The 20,853-nt window shown below is 61.8% G+C and carries 16 protein-coding genes and 1 pseudogene; 5 read left to right on the top strand and 12 right to left on the bottom strand.

The annotated features are described in order from the left end of the window. Window positions 1-224: 224 nt before the first annotated feature. Together ACEN83_RS02920 and ACEN83_RS02915 are read left to right on the top strand one after the other, a co-directional pair. Window positions 225-587, top strand: a complete 363-nt coding sequence (locus tag ACEN83_RS02920; RefSeq protein WP_495579462.1) for a DUF6124 family protein — start codon at window positions 225-227, stop codon at window positions 585-587. Between the two features lie 126 nt (window positions 588-713). Then, complete coding sequence (locus ACEN83_RS02915; RefSeq protein WP_116580902.1) at window positions 714-2,120, top strand: DUF2252 domain-containing protein; 1,407 nt, start codon at window positions 714-716, stop codon at window positions 2,118-2,120. Between the two features lie 430 nt (window positions 2,121-2,550). Here the strand turns inward: ACEN83_RS02915 and ACEN83_RS02910 are convergent, their stop codons facing one another. Further along, complete coding sequence (locus ACEN83_RS02910) at window positions 2,551-3,384, bottom strand: phosphatase PAP2 family protein (protein ID WP_495579461.1); 834 nt, start codon at window positions 3,382-3,384, stop codon at window positions 2,551-2,553. A 34-nt stretch (window positions 3,385-3,418) separates the two neighbouring features. After that, a complete protein-coding gene (gene pmrG, locus ACEN83_RS02905) occupies window positions 3,419-4,090 on the bottom strand; it encodes a lipopolysaccharide core heptose(II)-phosphate phosphatase PmrG (RefSeq protein WP_495579460.1) in 672 nt (223 codons plus the stop codon). A 260-nt stretch (window positions 4,091-4,350) separates the two neighbouring features. On the opposite strand from pmrG, the pseudogene ACEN83_RS02900 reads away from it, so the two are divergent. After that, window positions 4,351-5,364 (top strand): annotated as a pseudogene (locus ACEN83_RS02900) (methyl-accepting chemotaxis protein); the annotation flags it as partial. Between the two features lie 42 nt (window positions 5,365-5,406). Beyond that, window positions 5,407-6,270, top strand: a complete 864-nt coding sequence (locus ACEN83_RS02895) for a methyl-accepting chemotaxis protein (protein ID WP_371317832.1) — start codon at window positions 5,407-5,409, stop codon at window positions 6,268-6,270. A gap of 174 nt (window positions 6,271-6,444) precedes the next feature. Here ACEN83_RS02895 and ACEN83_RS02890 read toward each other — a convergent pair whose 3' ends face one another. From ACEN83_RS02890 to ACEN83_RS02860, 7 genes are all read right to left on the bottom strand, one after another. Beyond that, a complete protein-coding gene (locus tag ACEN83_RS02890) occupies window positions 6,445-6,654 on the bottom strand; it encodes a FitA-like ribbon-helix-helix domain-containing protein (protein ID WP_495579459.1) in 210 nt (69 codons plus the stop codon). A gap of 147 nt (window positions 6,655-6,801) precedes the next feature. Next, on the bottom strand, window positions 6,802-8,175 hold the full coding sequence (locus ACEN83_RS02885) for a DUF1329 domain-containing protein (RefSeq protein WP_495579458.1): 1,374 nt from the start codon (window positions 8,173-8,175) through the stop codon (window positions 6,802-6,804). 140 nt (window positions 8,176-8,315) lie between these two features. Next, on the bottom strand, window positions 8,316-10,271 hold the full coding sequence (locus tag ACEN83_RS02880) for a DUF1302 domain-containing protein (RefSeq protein ID WP_495579457.1): 1,956 nt from the start codon (window positions 10,269-10,271) through the stop codon (window positions 8,316-8,318). A gap of 41 nt (window positions 10,272-10,312) precedes the next feature. Beyond that, the gene (locus ACEN83_RS02875; RefSeq protein WP_495579456.1) at window positions 10,313-11,614 is read right to left on the bottom strand and encodes a phospholipase; all 1,302 of its coding nucleotides are present in this window, start codon (window positions 11,612-11,614) and stop codon (window positions 10,313-10,315) included. 218 nt (window positions 11,615-11,832) lie between these two features. Then, a complete protein-coding gene (locus ACEN83_RS02870) occupies window positions 11,833-13,401 on the bottom strand; it encodes an FGGY-family carbohydrate kinase (RefSeq protein WP_495579455.1) in 1,569 nt (522 codons plus the stop codon). A gap of 20 nt (window positions 13,402-13,421) precedes the next feature. Further along, window positions 13,422-15,011: a glycerol-3-phosphate dehydrogenase/oxidase gene (locus ACEN83_RS02865; RefSeq protein WP_495579454.1), complete on the bottom strand. Its 1,590-nt coding sequence runs from the start codon at window positions 15,009-15,011 to the stop codon at window positions 13,422-13,424. A gap of 5 nt (window positions 15,012-15,016) precedes the next feature. Next, complete coding sequence (locus tag ACEN83_RS02860) at window positions 15,017-16,612, bottom strand: FAD-binding oxidoreductase (RefSeq protein WP_495579453.1); 1,596 nt, start codon at window positions 16,610-16,612, stop codon at window positions 15,017-15,019. 210 nt (window positions 16,613-16,822) lie between these two features. On the opposite strand from ACEN83_RS02860, the gene gliR reads away from it, so the two are divergent. After that, complete coding sequence (gene gliR, locus ACEN83_RS02855) at window positions 16,823-17,851, top strand: AraC family transcriptional regulator GliR (protein WP_495579452.1); 1,029 nt, start codon at window positions 16,823-16,825, stop codon at window positions 17,849-17,851. Window positions 17,852-17,870: 19 nt separating this feature from the next. Here the strand turns inward: gliR and ACEN83_RS02850 are convergent, their stop codons facing one another. The 3 genes from ACEN83_RS02850 to ACEN83_RS02840 all read right to left on the bottom strand — a co-directional run bounded on the left by ACEN83_RS02850 (window position 17,871) and on the right by ACEN83_RS02840 (window position 20,847). Continuing rightward, the gene (locus tag ACEN83_RS02850; RefSeq protein ID WP_104450850.1) at window positions 17,871-18,239 is read right to left on the bottom strand and encodes a glyoxalase superfamily protein; all 369 of its coding nucleotides are present in this window, start codon (window positions 18,237-18,239) and stop codon (window positions 17,871-17,873) included. Between the two features lie 288 nt (window positions 18,240-18,527). After that, a complete protein-coding gene (locus ACEN83_RS02845; RefSeq protein ID WP_495579451.1) occupies window positions 18,528-19,985 on the bottom strand; it encodes an N-acyl-D-amino-acid deacylase family protein in 1,458 nt (485 codons plus the stop codon). 1 nt (window position 19,986) lies between these two features. After that, window positions 19,987-20,847 carry a MurR/RpiR family transcriptional regulator gene (locus ACEN83_RS02840; RefSeq protein WP_007973204.1) on the bottom strand — a complete coding sequence of 287 codons (861 nt, stop codon included), beginning with the start codon at window positions 20,845-20,847 and terminating at the stop codon, window positions 19,987-19,989. Window positions 20,848-20,853 lie beyond the last annotated feature (6 nt).

The raw sequence follows: 20,853 nt of genomic DNA, 5'->3' as shown, positions 1-20,853 counted from the left end.
TGCAAATCAGCGATCGGCTTTGACAGGCTGAAGAGCAATCTTCCACTCCTCCTGATAAAACGGCATGCTTCCGCGCGTTCTGTCTTTATGGTGGCTGTGCGTGGGGCATCTTCGGATGCACCGGTTTTGTGCTCTCCGGTCTGTCAACCCGCGTACAGCTGCCACCCACATCTGATTGACAGCAGATAGTTGGCAGCTCCTTCAACCAAAGACGGAGCACAATCTTGAAAAAACATAGCCCTAACCCGCCAGACACTTCATCAGACTCAACAACCGAATCACCCGACTTATCCAACCTCTCCAACACCACCGAACCCGCCATCAGCGCCCGCCTGCGCAACCCCAATCACCTCGACCCCGTCAGCCACGTCTTCACCATCCGCCCCGACATAGACACGCCGTCCCTGCTCACCCACGCCAGCGAAACCCTCGCCTCGCTCAACGTCATGAGTACCGACCTTGCCTGCGAGCTTGAGAGTTCGCGTCGCAACATCGCCCTGGCGATCCAGCAGTTGGCCGTGCTGGCGCAATTGCTGGTGAACCGGGCACTGGACAACATCGCGCCACTCGACGAAGCAGAGGCTTGAGAGGGATCGAGACATGCCGATGCCTGACAGACAGGTCAGTCACCGGGCAAACACTTCGGATGAACCCGCAAAGCCCTTCTACACTCCATTCGCAAACGCCCTACAACACCCGTCGAATAGGCCCCCATGACCACCCTCACCGACCGTTTTAAGCAAGGCAAGGATGCACGCAAGAAGTGCTCGCGCAGTTCGCAAGCGTCCCTGGGCAATGTCGACCGCGACCCGATTCCGCTGATCAAGGCGTCTAGTGAGGGACGCGTCAAATCGCTGGTGGAGTTGCGCTACGGGCGCATGCTGGTGTCGCCGTTCACCTTCTATCGCGGCAATGCGCTGCTGCAGGCCCATGACCTGGCGGGCACTTCGAACATGGGGCTGGTTTCGCCGATTTGTGGCGATAGCCACTTGATGAACTTCGGCGGCTTCGCAACCCCTGAACGCAACTTGCTGTTCAGCGTCAACGACTTCGACGAAGCCCATCCCGGGCCGTGGGAGTGGGACTTGAAACGCCTGGTGGCGAGTTTTCTGGTGGCCGCCCGCGACTTGCGCCATGGCGAGTCGGTTGAAGAAAGCATCTGCCATGAGGTGGTGAGTGCCTATCAGAAAACCATGCTCGAATGCGCCGAACAAAGTTCGCTGGAAACCTGGTACGAATCCATCAGCTATGACGACCTGCTGGCGCAGGCCAACAAAAGCACTCTGGAGCACGTGGAACGCGCCATCGAAAAAGCCGAGCGTCGCACTCATGCCGAACTGCTGCCAAAAATCAGCGAACGCGACGCCCATGGGCGTCTGATCATTCGCGATGACCTGCCGGAAATTTTCCACCTGCACAAGAACACCACATTGCTGGACGCCGATGATGACTGGTTGCGCCTCTCGGACTGGCGTCCGCTCTACGACACCTTCATGCGTGACTATCGCGGCACCCTGCAAGCGGACCGCCGTGATCTGCTGTCGCGTTTTCATGTGCAGGACATGGCGTTCAAGGTGGTGGGCGTCGGCAGTGTCGGCACCCGTTGCCTGGTGGCGTTGCTGACCGACGATCAGCAGTTCCCGTTGTTCCTGCAATTCAAGGAAGCGCGGCGTTCGGTGCTCGCTGGCTACGTGAAGGCCAGGTCGCGGGTGCGGCATGAAGGGCAGCGGGTGGTCGAGGGTCAACGCTTGATGCAATCGGCCAGCGACCTGTTCCTCGGCTGGACCACCGGTCCCAGCGGGCGGCATTTCTATGTGCGGCAATTGCGCGACATGAAAATTTCCGCCGAACTCGAAACCTTCGATGGCGATGCCTTCGCGGCCTATGGCCGGCTTTGCGGCCGGGCCCTGGCTCGCGCCCATGCCAAGGCTTCCGGGCACGCGGCGGTGATCAGCGGCTACATCGGCAAGAGCGAGGCATTGGCCGATGCGCTTTACAAATACGCCAAGGGCTATACCGAGCAGAACGAGCGCGATTTCGAGCGCTTCCAGCAAGCCTGCCGCAAGGGCCGTTTACGTGCACGGTCGGAAGCCGACTTTGCTGCGGACCATTTGCCGTAGCGGTGTCGCAGGCTCTGGTGCGGGGCTTTTATCGAGATGAATTTTTCTTCACCCCACCCTCTCGCGCCAGCCTGTACATTTCGCTCGCTCATTCAAGAAACTACGGTTTGCCCGCCCTCCCGCGGGCTTTTTTTTTGGTTGTTCCGGGGAGCATACCTATCCATTTCTGCGGTAACGGCCGCCTATGGTTGCGCTTTTACAGCACCGCGAGGCGAACTAACGCTCGACCTCATTGTTTGGTGGTGCACGTTCCCCTGTAGGAGCTGCCGAAGGCTGCGATCTTTTGATTTTGCGATCTGGAGATTGCTGAAGATCAAGATCAAAAGATCGCAGCCTTCGGCAGCTCCTACAGATATTTCGTTATCTGTTTTCCCTTGGGATTCCCCCAAGCCGAGGCGCCTGTGCGCCGCGGTGCAGTTGTTACGCCCACTCAATTCACTGGCTGAGTCTGAGCCACCGGCACCGGTTGTTGCGCTTTGGAGAGCACCGGCTGTTCCAGCCTCGCTCGCCCGTAGAACGCCAGCGCCGTCAGCAAACACGCCAGCCACACGAAGATCCCGGCCCAAAAGGTGTGGGACATGTAGTGCCAGCCTTGCAGCACCCGCGTTGTGCCGTAGATGAAACCGAGGGTCAGCGAGCCGTACATGATCGCCTTGGAATAGCGCCAGCGATAACGGCGAGCCACGAAGTACAACGCCAGCATGGTGAAACCGCCCGAGGCATGTCCGCCCGGCCAGCAGCGCCCTTCACCGGCGACTTTCAGCAGGTCGAAATTCTCGTACCACTCGACGTGCTCCATTTTGCCGCCGTACAGGGTGGTCTCGATCGGGCAATACACGCTGGTGTGGCCCTTGAGGTAGTGAATCACACCGGTGCTGATGGAGAACGCGAACACCACGTAGAGAAAATCGCGACGGTGGCGGGTGGCAAAGCGCAGCACCGGTGCGACTTTGATTTTTTCCAGGAAGGCGATGATTTTCGAATGCTTTTCAGCCTTCAGGCGCGGCCAGAGAAACGACAGCAAGGCACCGATAATCGCAATTTCGCCGGTCCAGTTCGGGATGATACGCGCCCATTTATGCGTGATTTTTTCGAACAGGTGGACCTGGTCCAGCGGGTACGTCTGCGTCACCGGGTCAAAAAAATAGTTGTTGAAGGCGATGTCGATGCTGGTCATGTCGAACATCAGGAACACCACGACCGCGCAGGCCAGCGGAATACCGAAATTCACCCAGTAAAAGCGGTAGCGAGAGGGGGTCAGCATTGTGAATCCTGATTCAGAAAGAGGATGGAAAAACTCAATGAGTGCTCACCGAGCTCCAGTCGGAAGCTTCGATGAAGCCAAGCATGCGCGGAGTCTGCGGGGTTTCGGCGGAAATAAACAGTGAAGCGCCATAACCCAGGGTCGAAGGCGGTAAATTGAGCTCTTTTTCCAGTTGCTCCATGCACTCGCTGTGGGTCACCAGAACCAGGTTACGCCCGGCCACTTTATGCGCAAGCGCGTCACGCAGCATGGTGCCCTTGCAACTGATCAGCCAGTCCTCTCCCGTGCCAACCTTGTTGAACATGAAGTTGGCCGTCTGAGCCGTACGCAGGATCGGGCTGTGATAGATGTCGGCCTTGCCCAGGCCAAGGTGTTTGAACTGCGCCCCGAGGCTCTCGGCAATGCTGCGAGAGCGCTCGGTAATGCCGTCATTGCCAACCAGGCAAGGCGCCGTGGAGTGATCGCAACGCTCGACGTGGCGCACCAGCACGATCACGTCGCCCTTGGCCCATCCAGTCATCAAAGCCTGCGCACCGGCCACATTGCCGTGAGCCAGGTCCGGTGCAGTGGCGGGACGCAGCAAAAAAAAGGTCAACGGAATCACCAGCAGCGCCGAGGCCAACACCACCGCAGCGTTGCGATAGCGGGCGAAGCGCTTCAGATCGATCGAGCGTTTTATCCCGAAAAGACTCAGTCTCAATTCCACATCAAGCCGCCTCGCCGGCACGCACCACCTCATTAGATCCCGGAAGGTTAAAGAAGCGTGCGTCGGTGGCAGGTGAAACACATGTGAAAAAAAGCTTAAAAGCACTGTAAAAATCTTGTTACAGAATCCGTTTGGAAAAATCCTTTCAGCTCCCGCCATTGCTGCCGATACATCCTGCTTACACAGCTTGGCGGCCCCCAAAAAAAACAATCTTCCAGCCAACCGACAACAAAGAAGCACTACGTTCCTGGAGGAATTTGATGAATAGCTGGTTCGGCAACATCAGCGTAAACCTGAAACTGGGCCTTGGATTTGGCCTCGTGCTGGCACTGACCTGCGTCCTCGCCCTGACTGGCTGGACCAGCCTGGGCGGGTTGATCGACCGCAGCAACTGGATGAGCGACATCACCCAGCTCAACGCCGGCCTGACCAAGCTGCGTGTGGTCCGCCTGCAATACATGCTGACCAACGGCGACGAAACCGCCGCGCAGGGCGTGCAGACCACCCTCGACGCCTTCTCGGCCCAACAACAGGCCCTGCTGGCGAAGTTCAAGAGCCCGGAAAACCTCAAGCTGCTCCGGGAACAGGGCACCGTGATTGAGGCCTACAGGACATCCCTGGGCAAGATGCGCAACGCTTATCGCGCCGGCAACAGCGCCCGCGACGCCATGAGCGTCAACGCCGAAACCGCCAACTCGCTGATCAATGACATCAACACCCGCGTGCAGCAAATGCCCCTGAGCGACCAGCGCTTCGAACAGTTCCAGGCCATTACAGCGGCCAAGGAAGCGTTCCTGTTGGCGCGTTACGAAGTACGTGGTTACACCGCCACCACCAATACCGAAACCGAGCAAAAAGCGGTCGGCCAACTGGACACCGCCATCGCCAGCCTGAAACCGCTGAATGCGCATTTCGCCGACACCCAGCAAGACGCCCTGCGTCAGCTGGAAACCGCGCTGGGCAACTATCGCAGTGCCTTGCAGGCCTACAAGGCCGCCAGTAACGACGCGGTGCAGGCGCGCAAGGAAATGACCGACCAGGGCGCCGCCATCGTGTCCCAGAGTGATCAGCTGTATCAGATCCAGCTCGACCGCCGGGACGCCGAAAGCGCCCAGGCACGCACGCTGCAACTGATCAGCACATTGCTGGCATTGTTGGTGGGCATCATTGCCGCCGTGGTCATCACGCGCCAGATCACCCGTCCATTGCGCGAAACCCTGGCGGTGGTCGACCGCATCGCCAGCGGTGACCTGTCCCAGAACGTGCTGGTCACCCGTCGTGACGAACTCGGCGTGTTGCAACAAGGCATCGCACGCATGGGCGTGACCCTGCGCGACTTGATCAGCGGCATCCGCGACGGCGTGACCCAGATCGCCAGCGCCGCCGAGGAACTGTCGGCCGTGACCGAACAGACCAGCGCCGGGGTCAACAGCCAGAAAGTCGAGACCGATCAGGTCGCGACCGCCATGCACGAGATGACCGCCACCGTGCAGGAAGTCGCGCGCAACGCCGAAGAAGCTTCGCAAGCCGCTGCGGCGGCGGACGGCGAAGCCCGTGAAGGCGACAAAGTGGTCAACGAAGCCATCGCCCAGATCGAGCGCCTGGCCAGCGAAGTGGTGCGTTCCACCGAGGCCATGAGCGTGCTGCAACAGGAAAGCGACAAGATCGGCAGCGTCATGGACGTGATCAAGGCCGTGGCCGAGCAGACCAACCTGCTGGCGCTCAACGCCGCCATCGAAGCGGCCCGCGCCGGTGAAGCCGGTCGTGGTTTTGCCGTGGTGGCCGACGAGGTTCGCGGCCTGGCCCAGCGCACGCAGAAATCCACCGAGGAAATCGAAGGCCTGGTGGCCGGCCTGCAGAACGGCACGCAACAAGTGTCCGCCGTGATGAACAACAGCCGCGTCCTCACCGACAGCAGCGTGGCCCTGACCCGCAAGGCCGGCGAGTCACTGGAGAGCATCACCCGCACGGTGTCCAACATTCAGTCGATGAACCAGCAAATCGCCGCGGCGGCCGAACAGCAAAGCGCCGTGGCCGAGGAGATCAGCCGCAGCATCATCAACGTGCGCGATGTGTCGGAGCAGACGGCGGCGGCGAGCGATGAGACCGCCAAGTCCAGCGTTGAACTGGCGCGGTTGGGTGGTCAATTGCAGCAGATGGTGAGCCACTTCCGCGTTTGACCTTCGCCTTGCGGTGAATGAAATATCCCTTCGCGGGCAAGCCACGCTCCCACAGGGTGTTGGGTCGTTCACAGAATCTGTGTTCGACAACTTACCTGTGGGAGCAGCTGTCAGACTTGCCCCCGAATGCGATCTGAAGGACAAGTGTCGAACCTAGAATCTGGCTGCCCTACTTCAGCGCGAAGGCAGATCCAATTCGACTCCACCATTAATGCTGAACCGTTTGTGGATTCGAGTCCCCAAGCCGTCAGTACATTTGCTCTGCTCCAGCGCTTTGCTCAAAATCAGACACGCTTGATCTTCAATGGAAAGACCGTTGATGTCTGCCGCTACTCGCAGTGCTTCATAGAGCTGACGGTCAATATTGTTGATGGTCAAACTCACCACAATGCCCTCCGATGTAACGGCAGTTGAAGCGACGAGGCTACCATGACTGCTCGTCAATCGAATGCTGGATTAGGTTGTGCCGACTGAGTGATCCGCGCGTTGGCGAGGGCACTGCTCTCGCCATTTTTGCGTGGTTTGCGACACTCACCGCGTCCCACGCTGGCGCAATGCCGACGGCATGAAGTACGCGTCTTCCGGCACCGGTTGGGTGAAGTCCACGGTGCCCTGCTCTTCGTTATCCAGGTTCTGCACGTAGTAACGACGCGCCTGCAGGTCATGGAATACGTCCAGCGCGCTCCAGGTGGTGGGCAGGTCGTAGAAGTTTTTCAGGTAGGCCATCGACACCCGCCACAGCTCCCCTCGCCCGTCGTATTGATCGACCAATGCGGCACCCCAACTGTCCTCGTCGAGAAACAGCACACGCTTGGAATAGATATGCCGCGCACCCGGCTTGAGCGTGCCTTCGACCACCCAGACCCGGTGCAGCTCATAACGGGTGTATTGCGGGTTGAGGTGGCCCGGTGTGAGCAGCTGCGCGTACTTCACCTCGGGGCTGCCGACTTTGTAGTTGTTGTAGGGAATGTAGACCTCTTGCTTGCCCTTGAGCTTCCAGTCGTAGCGGTCCGGCGAGCCGTTGAACAGGTCGGTATCGTCCGCCGTGCGCAGGCCGTCGGACGAGGCGATCGGGGTGTCATAGGCGAGGTTCGGCGCCCGCCGCACACGGCGTTGGCCCGCATCGTAGACCCAGGCCTGACGCGGGTCCTTGAGCTGGTCCAGTGTCTCGTGAACCAAGGCCGCACCACCCGCCAGGCGGGCCGGGCTCTTCACGAACGCCAGGTAGTAGAACAGGATGTTTTTCAGGTCGGCGAATTGCCCGCCCGGGCGGTAATAGTTGAAGAGCCCCTCCTGCTGCGAGGTCACAAGCGCGAAGCTGCCGTTGCGTTGCACCGGCGCTTCGGAGGCACGACGGACCACATAGATGCCGCGATAGCGGGTGATGTGGTTCCACAGCACCTCGACCCCGTCCTTGGGCACCGGGAACGGCACACCGCCATAGGCATCGGCAAAACCGCTGCCGCCGTCGAGCAGCTTGGTCGCGGTGGCATTCTTCAAAGTGTTGTCATACAGCCACTGCGGCGCCGAGCCAGAGCGGCGTGAAGGATAGACCGGCATCTGGAAGGTGTCGGGGTAGCTGTTGAACAGGGCGATCTGACCCGGGCTGAGGTGGGCCTTGTACTGTTCAAGGTTGGCCTTGGTAATGGTGAACAGCGGCTTGTCCGCCGCATACGGGTCCGGGTGATGCTGGCCAGGCTTGTAGCCCGCGGGCGCCTGGGTGATGCCGCCGGTCCAGGCCGGAATGGTCCCGGCGGCGTTGCCGGCACGCTCGGCGCCCATTGGGGTCAGGGTGGTTTTCAGTTGTTCGGCCAGTTGGGGCGTGACCGCGGCCAGCGCGCTGCCGGCGGCCAGGCTCAGGAACAGCGCCAGGGTGGTCTTGGTCAGTCGTGGTAAGTCAAACATGGACGTTCTCCGAAATACACAAAAGATCCAATGTGGGAGCGGGCTTGCTCGCGAAGAGGGCGGCACATCCAGCACAGGTGTCACCTGATACACCGCTTTCGCGAGCAAGCCCGCTCCCACAAGGGGGGTGTGCGCAACAATCAAAGGAAATACTTGAGGTTGAAGCCGATGTTGTCGCGGTCACGCAGGCCGTTGTCCTGCCCGCCGCCATAGAACTCGGTGTATTGCAGCTCGGCCTCCAGCCTGTTCTGGTAGTTGGCCTTGATCCCCAGGGTGTAGGCCTTGCGGCCCTCGATGACGTTGCCCGCCTGATAGCTGTTGCCCTCGAAGTCATCCTTGTAGACGACATAAGGCGAGACGTTGACCCCGGCATACACGTCGTTCCAGGTGCCGTTGAGCATCGCGGTGTAGCTGTAGGAGTTGCGGTTGACCTGGTCGTCGCGCTCGCCACCGGACACATAGGAAAAGTTGCCGGTGCCCGCGTAGTAACGGTTACTGCCGTCATAAGCGGTGTATTGCAGGTTGCTGCCGCGCAGGTGCTCGGACGCCAGCTCGAATACGCCGAACATCGAGTCGAACGACAGGCTCGGGCCAAAGTTGTAGATGGTGCCCAGGGACGTGTTGAACGCCTCCACCCGCTCAGCGTTATTGATCTGGCTGTCGAGCGTGACCTGCTGCCCGCCGATGTTGATGGTCTGGCCGCCCGCCGCTGCGGCGGCACCGTTGGCCAGGTCGCCGATCAGATCGTTGGTGGCGGCGACCCCGATGGGCAGGTTCGGCCGATACGCCACTTCACCGAACACCGACGCCTGGCCCAGGGTGGTGTTGAAACTGAAGCCGTACATGCGGATGTCTTCGGCGTAGCGCCGATGCGCCTGAATATTGCCCAGCACATCCACGGTCGCCAGGCCGTTGGCCAACTGCCCCGCCTGACTGCCGGCGACACCGGTCAACAGGTTGGTCAGGGCATTCATGTCGATGCCCTGGTACCCGCCCAGATCGGCGGATATGGTCGGTTCCTTGGCGTGGTAGTTGACCATGTACAACCCGAACTCGGTGCTGTTGAGCGCTTCTGCGATGTAGCGAAAAGCGAAGCCGAACTGGCCGTCGTTGCGCGCGTTGAAATCCTTGCCGACCGTGGCCACCTTGACGGTGTTGCCAAAGGTCGGGGTGACCCCGTTGGCGTACAGGCCGGTGGTGCTCAGGGCCTGGTTGAGCAGCGGGTTGTTGCCCAGTGCGCTGTACAGATCGATCACGTTGCCGAAGCCTGGCACCGGGGTGTCCAGGGCGGTACCGCTGAAGTTGTTGTAGGCGGTGTTGCCGCCGTCGGCGAACAGGTCAGTCTGCGAGTAGAACGTGCCGACCGGGTCGATGCGGGTTTCCTTCCAGTTGGTCTGGTAAAAGCTTTCCATGGTCAGGCTATCGGTCAGGCCGATGTTGAAGCTGAGCGCTTCCACCGGGACCAGCACTTCCTTGACTTCGGCCCCGGGCAATCGGTACTTGGCCGCATCCACCGGGTTGGTGGTGTTGATCCCGCCACGGTAGAAAATCCCCTCGCCCCAGTTGAACACCTGGCGCCCGATACGTGCGGTGACCGGCATCTGCGCCACGTCCCAATTGCCATAGAGGTAGGCGTCGAGCAACTCCACCCGGCTGCCGGCGATATCGCGGGTCTGGCTGGTGAAATGGTCGTCCTGCGGGTAACTCTGACTGGGTTGCGACGGGTTGTTGTTGTCGTAGTAATCGTTGCGCTTGTCCATCAGTTGGGTGTCGTAGAACGCGGTACCGCGCACGAACATCCCGTAGTTCTGATAGTTGGCTTCGAGCTCCGAGGTGATCTTGTACACCTCGGAAACCAGCCCGGTGTCGAAGTTGCGATTGCCGTCGTTGGTGTTGACGTCGTCGTTGTTCTTGTCCCGGCCCTGGACCCGCCACAAGCGGCCATAAGACAAGGTACTGTCGAATGAACCGGTGACCTGGTTGTCCAGCACGCTGAACTCCTCGGCCTGCACGCCGTCGACCGCGCACAGTTGCAGCAGCCCTGCCAGGCCCACGCCGGGAAGCGCCGCGCCAGACAGGCGAAATCGAGTGCTCATGATCTGTTCCTCTTTCCCTGGATTTATTGTTGTTGTGTGCGTTACTGCGATGGCTGGGGCGACAATCCCGCACCGGCATAAATCCGGCTGTGCGCGCCGAAATGTCCCAGCAGTTTGAACAGCTGTCGGTTAAGTGCCGGATGGTCGAAGTCTTCGCGCTGCAGCTGATTACCGCGGCTGAAATCGCCGGTGATCGGTGCTGTGTCCAACCATTGGCCGATGGCTTCATCGAACGCTGCGGACTCGTCGACGGACTCGGCACTCACCACTTCGCGCAGGTAGTCCACCGAGTACGGCGGGTAACGGGCGTCCTGGGCGGAATCGGCATAGGCGTCGAGCATCGGATGGGGCTGGCCCGTGCGCAGCAAACGACGCAACCAGCTCGACTGATACTTCTCCACTTCCATGTGCCGGGTCGCAACACGTTCGATGGACGCCTGCTTGTCGGCCGCGAAACCGGCCAGTGCCTTGCCTTCCAGCAGAAGCAGACTGGCGAGGTCGACACCGGGCAGTGGCTTGGCGTGATAAGGCTGGGTCAGGTCCTGAATGTGGTGCAGGCCCCAGCCGAGAAAGCGATAACCCCAATATGGATGGCCGGTGGCAAAGGCCAGTCGCGCCAATCCCATGTATTGATAGGCGCGCCAGTCGGGCCAACTGCGCTCGAGAAATCCGGCAGCGGCGTACACCACCGGGCTCTCATGGAAGAACCCCATGTGGAACGGAGCCTGGGAGCTGTACTGAAACCGCGCATCACCGAACGGCTGCGGGCCGAAGCCGTACAGCGCGCCGACATCGCCGGGGTTGTCGCTGAACAGGTTGATGTCGTGGCCGTAGTCAGGCTCATCGGCGGCGCTGGCCAATACGGCCAGGGGCGCGACTTGTTCGTGGTCCGCTACAACGATGAAGCGCTGGCGATTCCACGGCGAGAGGGTTTGCTCGACCATGACCTGCTCGGCCTTGAGGTGTTCACGCTCGGGTTGATCCTTGCCCGGCATCGGCTGAATGACCATCGCCAAATGAATCCCGGGATTGATGCGCAGTGCGGTGAGGAAGTCGTGGCGCAGATTGTCCCCAGGCACGGCTGGCAATCCCAGGTTGTCGGGGCGCGGCGGGTACTGGGCGAAGTGCTCGTGGGCGAAGCGCTCCTGCTCGTCGAGCAACGCGCTCACGGCCTCGTATTGTTGCGAGAGAAACTGCTCCAAAGGCTCGACCTCGACCTGCGGTGCGTCGCGCAAGGCCGGCAGGTCCTGCAACGCCAGGTAGCTGCCCACCGTATGGTTGGACCAGCCCCACGCCATCGGCGCCGTTCCACAAAGCAGCAACAGGAGGAATGTCAGCTTCATTGCCTGGTTCTTATTGGATGTGCAGTGAGGGTTGAGCCTAACAACCGACCCTGCCCCTGACACTGTCCAATCTCACCAGAAAAGTTCTCCGATAGCGCCACGTGCACGCGGTCTATAGGTTCCCCTGTAGGAGCTGCCGAAGGCTGCGATCTTTTGATCTTGCTTTTAAAAGATCAAAAGATCGCAGCCTTCGGCAGCTCCTACAGGGGGGTGTTCTTTCAGGCGGGGTAACCGGTGATTTTGCGGATGCTCTGGTACAACGGCTTGAGCTGTCGATACATGCGCAGGTAGACCTCTTTGTACAGTCGCTCATAGACCTGCTGCGCCTCGGGTTGCGGCATGAAAACTGCACCGACCCGCGTCATGGCAGCCATCGCCGTGGGGAAGTCCGCGTGCAGTCCCAGCCCCACCGCGCAGCAAATGGCCGCGCCCAGGCCGGAGGCTTCGTAGACATGCGGACGCTCGGCCGGCAGGCCGAAAATGTTCGCCGTGAGTTGCATCGCGGCATCACTCTGGGAGCCTCCACCGGCGACGCGCAAGCGCGTGATGGAGACCCCCGAACGTTTCTCGATCTTCTCCATGCCCTGGCGCAAGGCATACGCCAGGCCTTCGAGGATGGCCCGGTAAATGTGCGCGCGGGTATGCACGTCGCCGAAGCCGATCATCGCGCCCTTGGCTTCCACACCCGGCTCGCGGATGCCGGGCGACCAGTAGGGTTGCAGCATCAACCCCATGGAGCCCGGCGGCACAGCCTCGACCAGCGCATCGAAGAGTTGCTCGGGCTCCACGCCCTGGGCTTTGGCCTGCTGCATTTCCCGCAGGCCGAACTCGTTCTTGAACCAGCTGACCATCCAGTAGCCGCGATAGATCATCACCTCGCAGTTGAATTGATCCGGCACCGCCGAGGGGTAAGGCGGAATCAACGGGACGATTTCCAGGTAGCGCGAGCGGGTGCTGGTGATCGTCGCCGTGGTGCCGTAGGACAGGCACACGGTGCTGGCGTCGACGACGCCGGAACCCACGACTTCGCAGGCCTTGTCGGCCCCCGCGGCAATCAGCGGCAGCCCCTCGGGGATGCCGGTGTGGCGACTGGCCTCGGCGCTGATGTAGCCGAGGGTTTCACCGGGCTTGTGCAGGCTCGGCAGTTGCTCGGGACGCACCGCCAGCGCCTGCCATTTCCAGTCGGTGGGTGCGGCCCATTTCAGGCGTTTGAAGTCGAAGGGCAAGTAACCGACGCAACAGCCCACGGAATCGACAAAGCGCCCACAAAGACGATGGGTGAGAAACCCAGAGAGCAGCAGGAACTTGTCGGTCGCTGCCCACACCTCAGGCTGGTGGCGGGCGATCCAGTTGGCCTCGGCCTGGGCGCGGAAGTAGTCCACCGTGGCTTGCGCGCCGACCAGTTTGAACAACCACCCCCACGGTCCCTTGATACCGCCTTCGACTTCGCTCTGACGCTGATCGAGCCACAAAATGGCCGGGCGCAACGGCTTGCCCTGGGCATCGACGTTGATCACCGTGCCGCGCTGGGTGGTCAGGGACACACCGGCAATCTGCGAGCGATCGATCCCGGTTTGCTGCCACACCTGCTGGCAGGCTTCACCCAATTTTTCCCAGTAATATTCCGGGTCCTGCTCGGCCCACCCCGGTTGTGCCGAGTAATAGGCCTGCAACTCGACCTTGCCTTTGCCCAGCAGATTGCCCTGCAGGTCGAAGAGCAGCGCGCGCACGCTCTGGGTGCCATTGTCGATGGCCAACAGGTAACGCTTGTTCGGGTGGTTATCCATGGAGCTCTCTTCAATGGGCATCAATGCGTGGCATCCGGCAATCCGTGATGGCGTTGCCACAACGCCCGATAACGCTGTATCTCCTGCTGCCAACGCTCATCGTCCCAGCCCAGTCGTGGCTGGCAGAGTTGGCGAATGGCCGCGAAACAATCCTCACCGCCACGCGGCAGCAGCAGGCCCAGGCGGGTGCGACGCAGTAGCAGGTCATCGAGATGCAGAACCATTTCCGCCTCGCAGGCAACGGCCAGTTCCGCCCACAAGGTGTCCGTGCTGCCTACCGTTTCATGGCCCAATCGGGCGATCAGTCGCGCCAGCCTCGGCAGGTCACGACCATGCCGCCCGGCCAGGCGCCGCCACTGGCTGGCGCTGAGCCCCGGTATCGCCAGCGGCGGCACGACGGCGAAAACCGGCGCGGCATCATCGTTGAAGGGCTGCTCGAGCATGCTCGCGCAGGCCCTGAGCACTTCGATCGCCTGCGGGCGAAAGGTGGTCAGCTTGCCGCCGGCCAGGGTCACGCAACCCGGTTCCTGCCACAGCACATGCTCACGGGTTTCACTCGACGGCTTGAGTTCACCCGCCAGGCTGCCCACCACCGGGCGCACGCCCGACCAGGTCGACAGCACATCGGCTGCGACCACTTCGGCACCGGGAAATTGTTGAGCGCACGCCGCCAGCAGATAGTCGAGCTCCTCAGCGCTGATACTCGCGCTTTGATCCAGATCCTCGCGATGATCGAGGTCCGTGGTGCCGACCACCGTGGCACCCTCCCAGGGGAAAACGAACACCGGTCGACGGTCACGCTCATGCAGGAAGGTGAAGGCTTGCGCCACGGGCAGGCGCCAGCCCGGCAACAGCAGATGACTGCCACGCAACGGGCGCAACTGGCGAGGCGCGTCGGGCAGGCGCAAACGCTCGGCCCACGCGCCGGTGGCCACGGCCAACACCCCACAACGCACTGTCAGTGATCCGCCCCCCTCGCAGTCTTCGACCTGAACCCCGCAAACGCGTCCCTCCTCACGCAGCAATTGCTGCACGCGCACGCCGTTGAGCACCACGGCGCCGTCGGCCCGGGCCTCGCCCAGAACGCGCATCACCAGGCGGGCATCATCGGTCAGCGCATCGACAAAACAGGTGCCGCCCAGCAGGTCATCTTCCTTCACCCCAGGGGCCAGATACCGCAGTTGCTGCGCGTCATGAAAGCGATGGCTGCGCCGCCCGGCCAACGCGTCATAGATGGACAGCAAACCACCCAGCACCCGCGGTCCGGGAAAACCGCCACGGTAATGCGGCATCATGAAACTCATCGGCTCGACCAGCCCCGGCGCTTCGTCCAGCAGCCTCTGGCGTTCACGCACCGAATCGCGGGTCAGGCGCCACTGGCCCTTGGCGATGTAACGCAAGCCGCCATGGACCATTTTCGAAGAGCGGCTGGAGGTGCCCCAGGCGAAATCGCGCTGCTCCAGCAGCAGGCAACGCCACCCTCGGCGCGCGGCTTCGCGCAGGATGCCGGCGCCGCTGATGCCGCCGCCAATGACGATCAGGTCCCAGGTTTCAGCCGCCAGCGTCGGCAGCACCTGCTGACGCCACGTCGCGTTCCAGTCCAGGCTCATGGCCGTCACTCCTGCAACAGCGTGCCAGGGTTCAGTCGCCCGGCCGGATCGAAGTGCCGACTCAATGCCTGCAGGGTGTCCATCGCCAGCGCGCCCTTCTCGCGCAGCAGGTACGGTGCGTGGTCCTTGCCCACGCCATGCTGGTGACTGATGGTGCCGTGGTTGTCGACGATGGTCTGGCTGGCCGCCTGCTTGAGTGCCTGCCAGCGCGCCAGGGTGGCGGGGTAATCCGCCGCCGGGCGAAACACATAGGTGGTGTAGATGCTCGATCCTTCGCCGTAGACGTGAGACAGGTGGGTGAACACGTGGACCCGTTCACCCTCCGCCGCCAAGGCATCACGCAGGCTGTTTTCGATCAGCGTGAGCAGGTTATCGACGTTGCTCCAGTCGGTGGCCGTTTCCAGGGTGTCAACCACGTAACCGGCGTTCCACAGGTTCTCGCGCAGGTAGGGAAAACGGAAGCGGTTCTGCGCCCACTTCTTGCCGAGCAAGGTGCCGGTAAATACCCCGCCGAACGCCTTGAGGTGCTGCCGGGCCTGACGCAGGGACAGCGCATTTTGCCGACGGTTGCCGGTCACGCCGAACGTCAGCAGGCATTTGCCCTCACCGGCGCCGCGCAGGGCCAGGTACTTTTCCAGCCAGGCGATCTGCTGCGGGTGACCGGCCAGCGCCAGCTGGGTTTCGGTTTCCACCGCGTTGGACAGGCGCAGCATCGACAGAGGCACGCGCGCCTGGGCCAGCTGGCGGATGGCTTGCAGCGCCTTGGGCCAATCGGGCAGGAACACTCCATAGAAACGTTCATCGGCGGGCAGTGCGCTGACCCGTACCTTCACCTCGGAAATGATCCCGAAACGGCCCTCACAGCCCAACACCACTTCGCGCAGATCGGGGCCGGCCGCCGACGCCGGAAAGGAGGGAATGTCCAAAGGTCCGGCAAAGGTTTCCAGGGTTCCGCCGGCAAACAGTTGCTCGATCCGCCCATAACGCAATGACTGCTGGCCACTGGAGCGGCTGGCGACCCAACCGCCCAGGGTCGACAGCTCCCATGACTGCGGGAAGTGCCCCAGGGTGTAACCACGGGCGCGCAACTGACTTTCCACCTGCGGTCCACTGGTGCCGGGGCCGAAGGTGGCCAGCAGGCTCTCTTCGTCGAGGTCCAACAGGCGACTCATGCGGGCCAGGGAAACCGTCACCACCGGCCGCGCGGAACTCGGCGGGTTGATGTGACCGGCCACCGAAGTGCCGCCGCCATAGGGAATCAGGCACAGGTCCTGTTCATGGGCGAGCAGCAGTAAACGGCGGATCTGTTCAGCGCTCGTGGGATAGGCCACGGCGTCGGGATAATTGCCCAGCTCGCCCTCACGCAACGCCAGCCAGTCCGGCAGGCTCTGGCCGCGAGCATGCAGCAAACGATCATGGGCATCCACGCTGTACAGGAAGTGTTGCTGCAACCGCGACGGGGGCACGCGGGCCAATGCCGTCTCAAGCGTCGCGTCGGGCAGCGCTCGACCGTCACCTACCCGCCGGGCGAGAAAGCTCGCGCCCTGGGCCGGCAGCTCGACCACCGTGGTTGCATCTCCCCAGCCGTTCCAGCGTCGCATGCGTGTGTCCTTTTGCGGTTCTTATCAGTGATATTTCAGGCCCCCATACTAGTCAGCCGCCGGAAAGTGTCACGGTCGCATCGGGCCAGTTCGAGTAGCCAATTGAGTCAAACGTCGCGCAGGCGTCAGCCATTTACTTTAGCCGTGGTTTCAAATTACCTTTCAGGGCATTCATCCGCGCACGCGGGCCTTGATCAAAGGAATACGATCATGCAATCCCTGGGCTTCACTTCCGTTCCGCCGCTGCTCAAATACTTGCGTCATGCCGAGCAACTGGGCATGGCCATCGAGCCTGCGTTGGCGGCTGCCGGGTTGCAGGCACAGCAGTTGAGCGACAACAGCCTGCGGTTGCCCGGTGAAGCCCATGAACGGCTGCTCGATTATTTCTGCGAACACTCGGGCGATCCGTTGTTCGGTCTCAACGCCGCGCGCTTTGTGTTGCCCAACTCCTGGAGCGTGCTGGGTTACATCACCATGAACTGCGCGACACTGGGCGATGCGATGAGCCGAATCATGCCGTTCGAGAAACTGGTGGGAGACATGGGTATCAGCCGCGCCGAGGTGCAAGGCAGCGACGTGCACCTGATCTGGACCTGCCGCCATCAACGCCCGCGAATTCGCCGGCACCTGGTGGAAAACGTGCTCGGCTCCTGGCTGCAATACGCGCGCTGGATCGCCGACACGCAACTGTCGCCGGCCGCCGTCTGGCTGGAACATGCCTGCCCGGCCGACACGACGTTGGCAGAGTACGAGCAGTTCTTCGACTGCCCGGTACTGTTCGACCAGCCTTATTCGGCGCTGATTGTGCCGTTGCCGTATTTGCAGTTGCCATTGCGCCAGGCCGATGCGCAATTGCTGCGCACCCTGGAAGAACATGCCCAGGGGTTGATGGCCACACTGGAGGACGCGTCGCTGGAACAGCGGGTCAAAAGCATCCTGCGCCAGCTGCTCAAGGAGGGCCTGCCACGCAAGGAGCAGGTGGCCGAGCATCTCGCCGTGTCCGTGCGCACGCTGCAACGCCAGCTGCATCAAGCCGGTACGTCGTACCAGCAGATCCTCGATGACCTGCGCCAGGAACTGGCCGAGCATTACCTGCTCAACAGCGCCTTGCCGATCCAGGACATCGCCCAATACCTGGGCTTCACCGAACCCCGCTCGTTTCACCGCACCTTCAAAAGCCGGCGCGGGATGCCGCCCGGCGAGTTTCGCCAAACCCACCGGGTGCCGAACGAAGGCTGAAGGCTCAGGGGTTATAGGCTCAGAGACTGATCGCGTTGGTGAACACCAGCCGATTGCCGAACGGGTCGGCGATGGTCATGTCCTGGCTGCCCCAGGGCATGGCCTGAATCTGTGGATGGGAAAACCTGTATTCCCTGGCCAACAGTTGCTGTTGAAACTGCTCCAGCTCATCCGTCTCGATCCGCAGCGCAGAACCCGGCGTGCTGTCGCCATGGTGTTCGGACAAGTGCAGCACACAATCGCCACGGGAGATTTGCAGGTACAGCGGGAAATCCGCTTCAAGTCGATGTTGCCAGTCGATCTTGAAACCGAGGAAGTCGACGTAGAACTCCACTGCCTTGGCTTCGTCGAAAATACGCAGGACCGGAGTGGTTTTGCCGAAGCTCATCGGATTGCTCCCAGACAATGAAAGACCTGTAGGAGCGAGCTTGCTCGCGATGGTCGTTAACGATGACGCGTCTCTACTGGATAAACGCGGCGCTCTTTTGTCCATCGCGAGCAAGCTCGTTCCTACAAAATACGTAACCGCCGAACCGCAATGATGGCCGGGCTTGATGTCAGCAATTCGGCTGGGTGGGGGGATTCTTTAATTGCACATTGCCACTATGTGATGCAGGTCAAAAGATCGCAGCCTTCGGCAGCTCCTACAGGGAGCGATCTTTTCGTCCCGACTCAATCAATGAAACCCGTCACGCAAATCCCCTTGCCGCGCCAAAAACCGCCCTTCCCTGCGCCCGTTGGCCTGGCCATCGCGGTAACTCAACACGCCATTGACCCATACGCCCTCGATACCTTGTGCCGCCCGCTGCGGATCGTTGAAGTCGGCAACATCCCGGATGGTCGCCGGATCGAACAACACCAGGTCGGCCCAATGGCCTTCGCGGATTTCACCGCGTTCCTTCAAACCGAAACGCGCCGCCGACAGCCCGGTCATCTTGTGCACGGCGGTGTGCAGCGGGAACAGTCCTACGTCACGGCTGAAATGTCCGAGCACCCTGGGGAATGCGCCCCACAGGCGTGGGTGTGGGAACGGGTCTTCCGGCAAGCCGTCGGAGCCGACCATCGACAGCGGATGCGCGAGGATCCGGCGCACATCCGCCTCATCCATGCCGTAGTACACCGCACCGGCCGGTTGCAGTTGGCGGGCGGCATCGAGCAATGACAGGTTCCATTCGGCGGCGATGTCCATCAGGTCGCGGCCGCCCATCTCCGGGTGCGGCGTCGACCAGGTGATGGTGATGCGGTGGGCATCGGTCACCTGCTTGAGGTCCAGGGTCGATGAGCTCGCGGCATAGGGATAGCAATCGCAGCCCACGGGGTGCGATTTCGCTGCCTCTTCCAGGGACGCCAGCAGTTGCGGACTGCGCCCCCAGTTACCGGCTCCGGCGCATTTGAGGTGGGAAATGATCACCGGGCTCTGCGCATGGCGACCGATCCGGAACGCCTCGTCCATGGCCTCCAGCACCGGTTCGAATTCACTGCGCAAATGGGTGGTGTAGACCGCGCCGAACGCGGTCAACTCTTCGGTCAGTTGCATCACTTCATCGGTCGATGCCGAGAAAGCGCTGGCATAGGCAAGGCCGGTGGACAGGCCCAAGGCGCCAGCCTCAAGGCTCTCGTGCAGCTGCTCGCGCATCGCGGCGATTTCTTCGGTTGTGGCGGTGCGCAACAGATCGTCGAGGTGGTTGCTGCGCAACGCGGTATGACCCACCAAAGCGGCGACGTTCAGCGTGGTGTTCGCCGCTTCGACCGCCGCCCGATAGTCGCGGAAGGTCGGATAAACGAATGCAGCGGCCGTGCCGAGCAGGTTCATCGGATCCGGCGGATCACCGCGCAAACTCACCGGTGAAGCACTGATCCCACAGTTGCCGACGATCACCGTGGTCACGCCCTGGCTGAGCTTGGGCAGCATCTGCGGTTGGCGAATGACCACGGTGTCGTCATGGGTGTGCACGTCGATGAAACCCGGCGCCAGCACATGGCCCTGTGCGTCGATTTCTTCGTTGGCACGGGCATCACGCAAGTCGCCGATACGCTCGATGCGCCCGTTGAGAATGGCCACGTCGGCGGGGTAACCGGGGCTGTTGCTGCCGTCGATGATCAGGGCGTTGCGAATCAGCGTGTCGTACTGCATGTCAGTCTCCCAGCGGCAAGTGATCGTCGCCGCCGCGGTATTCGTCGAGGGCGAGTTTGATCCGCCGCAGACGTTCTTGATTGTCTTCAGGGTTGGCCAGGGCCAGCTCGGTGGCGAGCACATCGATGGCCAGCAGCATGCCGTAGCGCGCCGCCGTGGGTTTGTAGATGAACGAGGTTTCGGCGCTTTGCAGCGGCAGGACGATGTCGGCCAGTTGCGCCAGCGGCGAGTCGCCGCGAGTGATGGCCAGAATGCGCGCGCCGTAGTTGCGCGCCAGCTCCACCGTTTCAATCAGTTCCGGGGTGATCCCGGTCAGCGAGCAGACAATCACCACCTGTTCGGCGCTGAGGCTGGCGGCGGTGACGCGCATCATCACCGCATCGTGGCACGCCGTGATCGGATAGCCCAGGCGCACCAGGCGCACTTGCAGTTCATCGCTGCACAGGGTCGAGCAGCCGCCCATGCCGAAGGCGTGGATCATCCGCGCCTTGCCCAGCAGTTTTACCGCATCGGCGAAACGCGACTCATCGAATGCCGCCAGGTGCTGGCGCAAGGTCGATTCGATGTCACCGACGATCTGCCCGTAGAACGCCGACTGCTCGGGGGTGCCCGCCGGGTCGAGAAACCGGCTGCCGACACCGCTGGCCTGGGCCAGCTGCAAACGCAAGTCGCGCAAATCCTTGCAGCCGACCGTACGGGCGAAACGCGACAGCGTGGCGCTGCTGACCTCTGCCCGCAGCGCCAGTTCATCGAGGCTGGCGGAGGCGGCGAAGCCTACGTCGTCGAGCATCAGGCGGGCGATGCGTCCTTCACCGGCGCTGAAGGAATCCTGGCGGGCGCGGATCTGGTAGAGGATGTCCATGCAAGT

This window comes from Pseudomonas sp. Pseusp49, from assembly GCF_059491875.1.
Note: the sequence above shows the minus strand (reverse complement) of the source record. Positions and strands in the feature narration are given on the sequence as shown.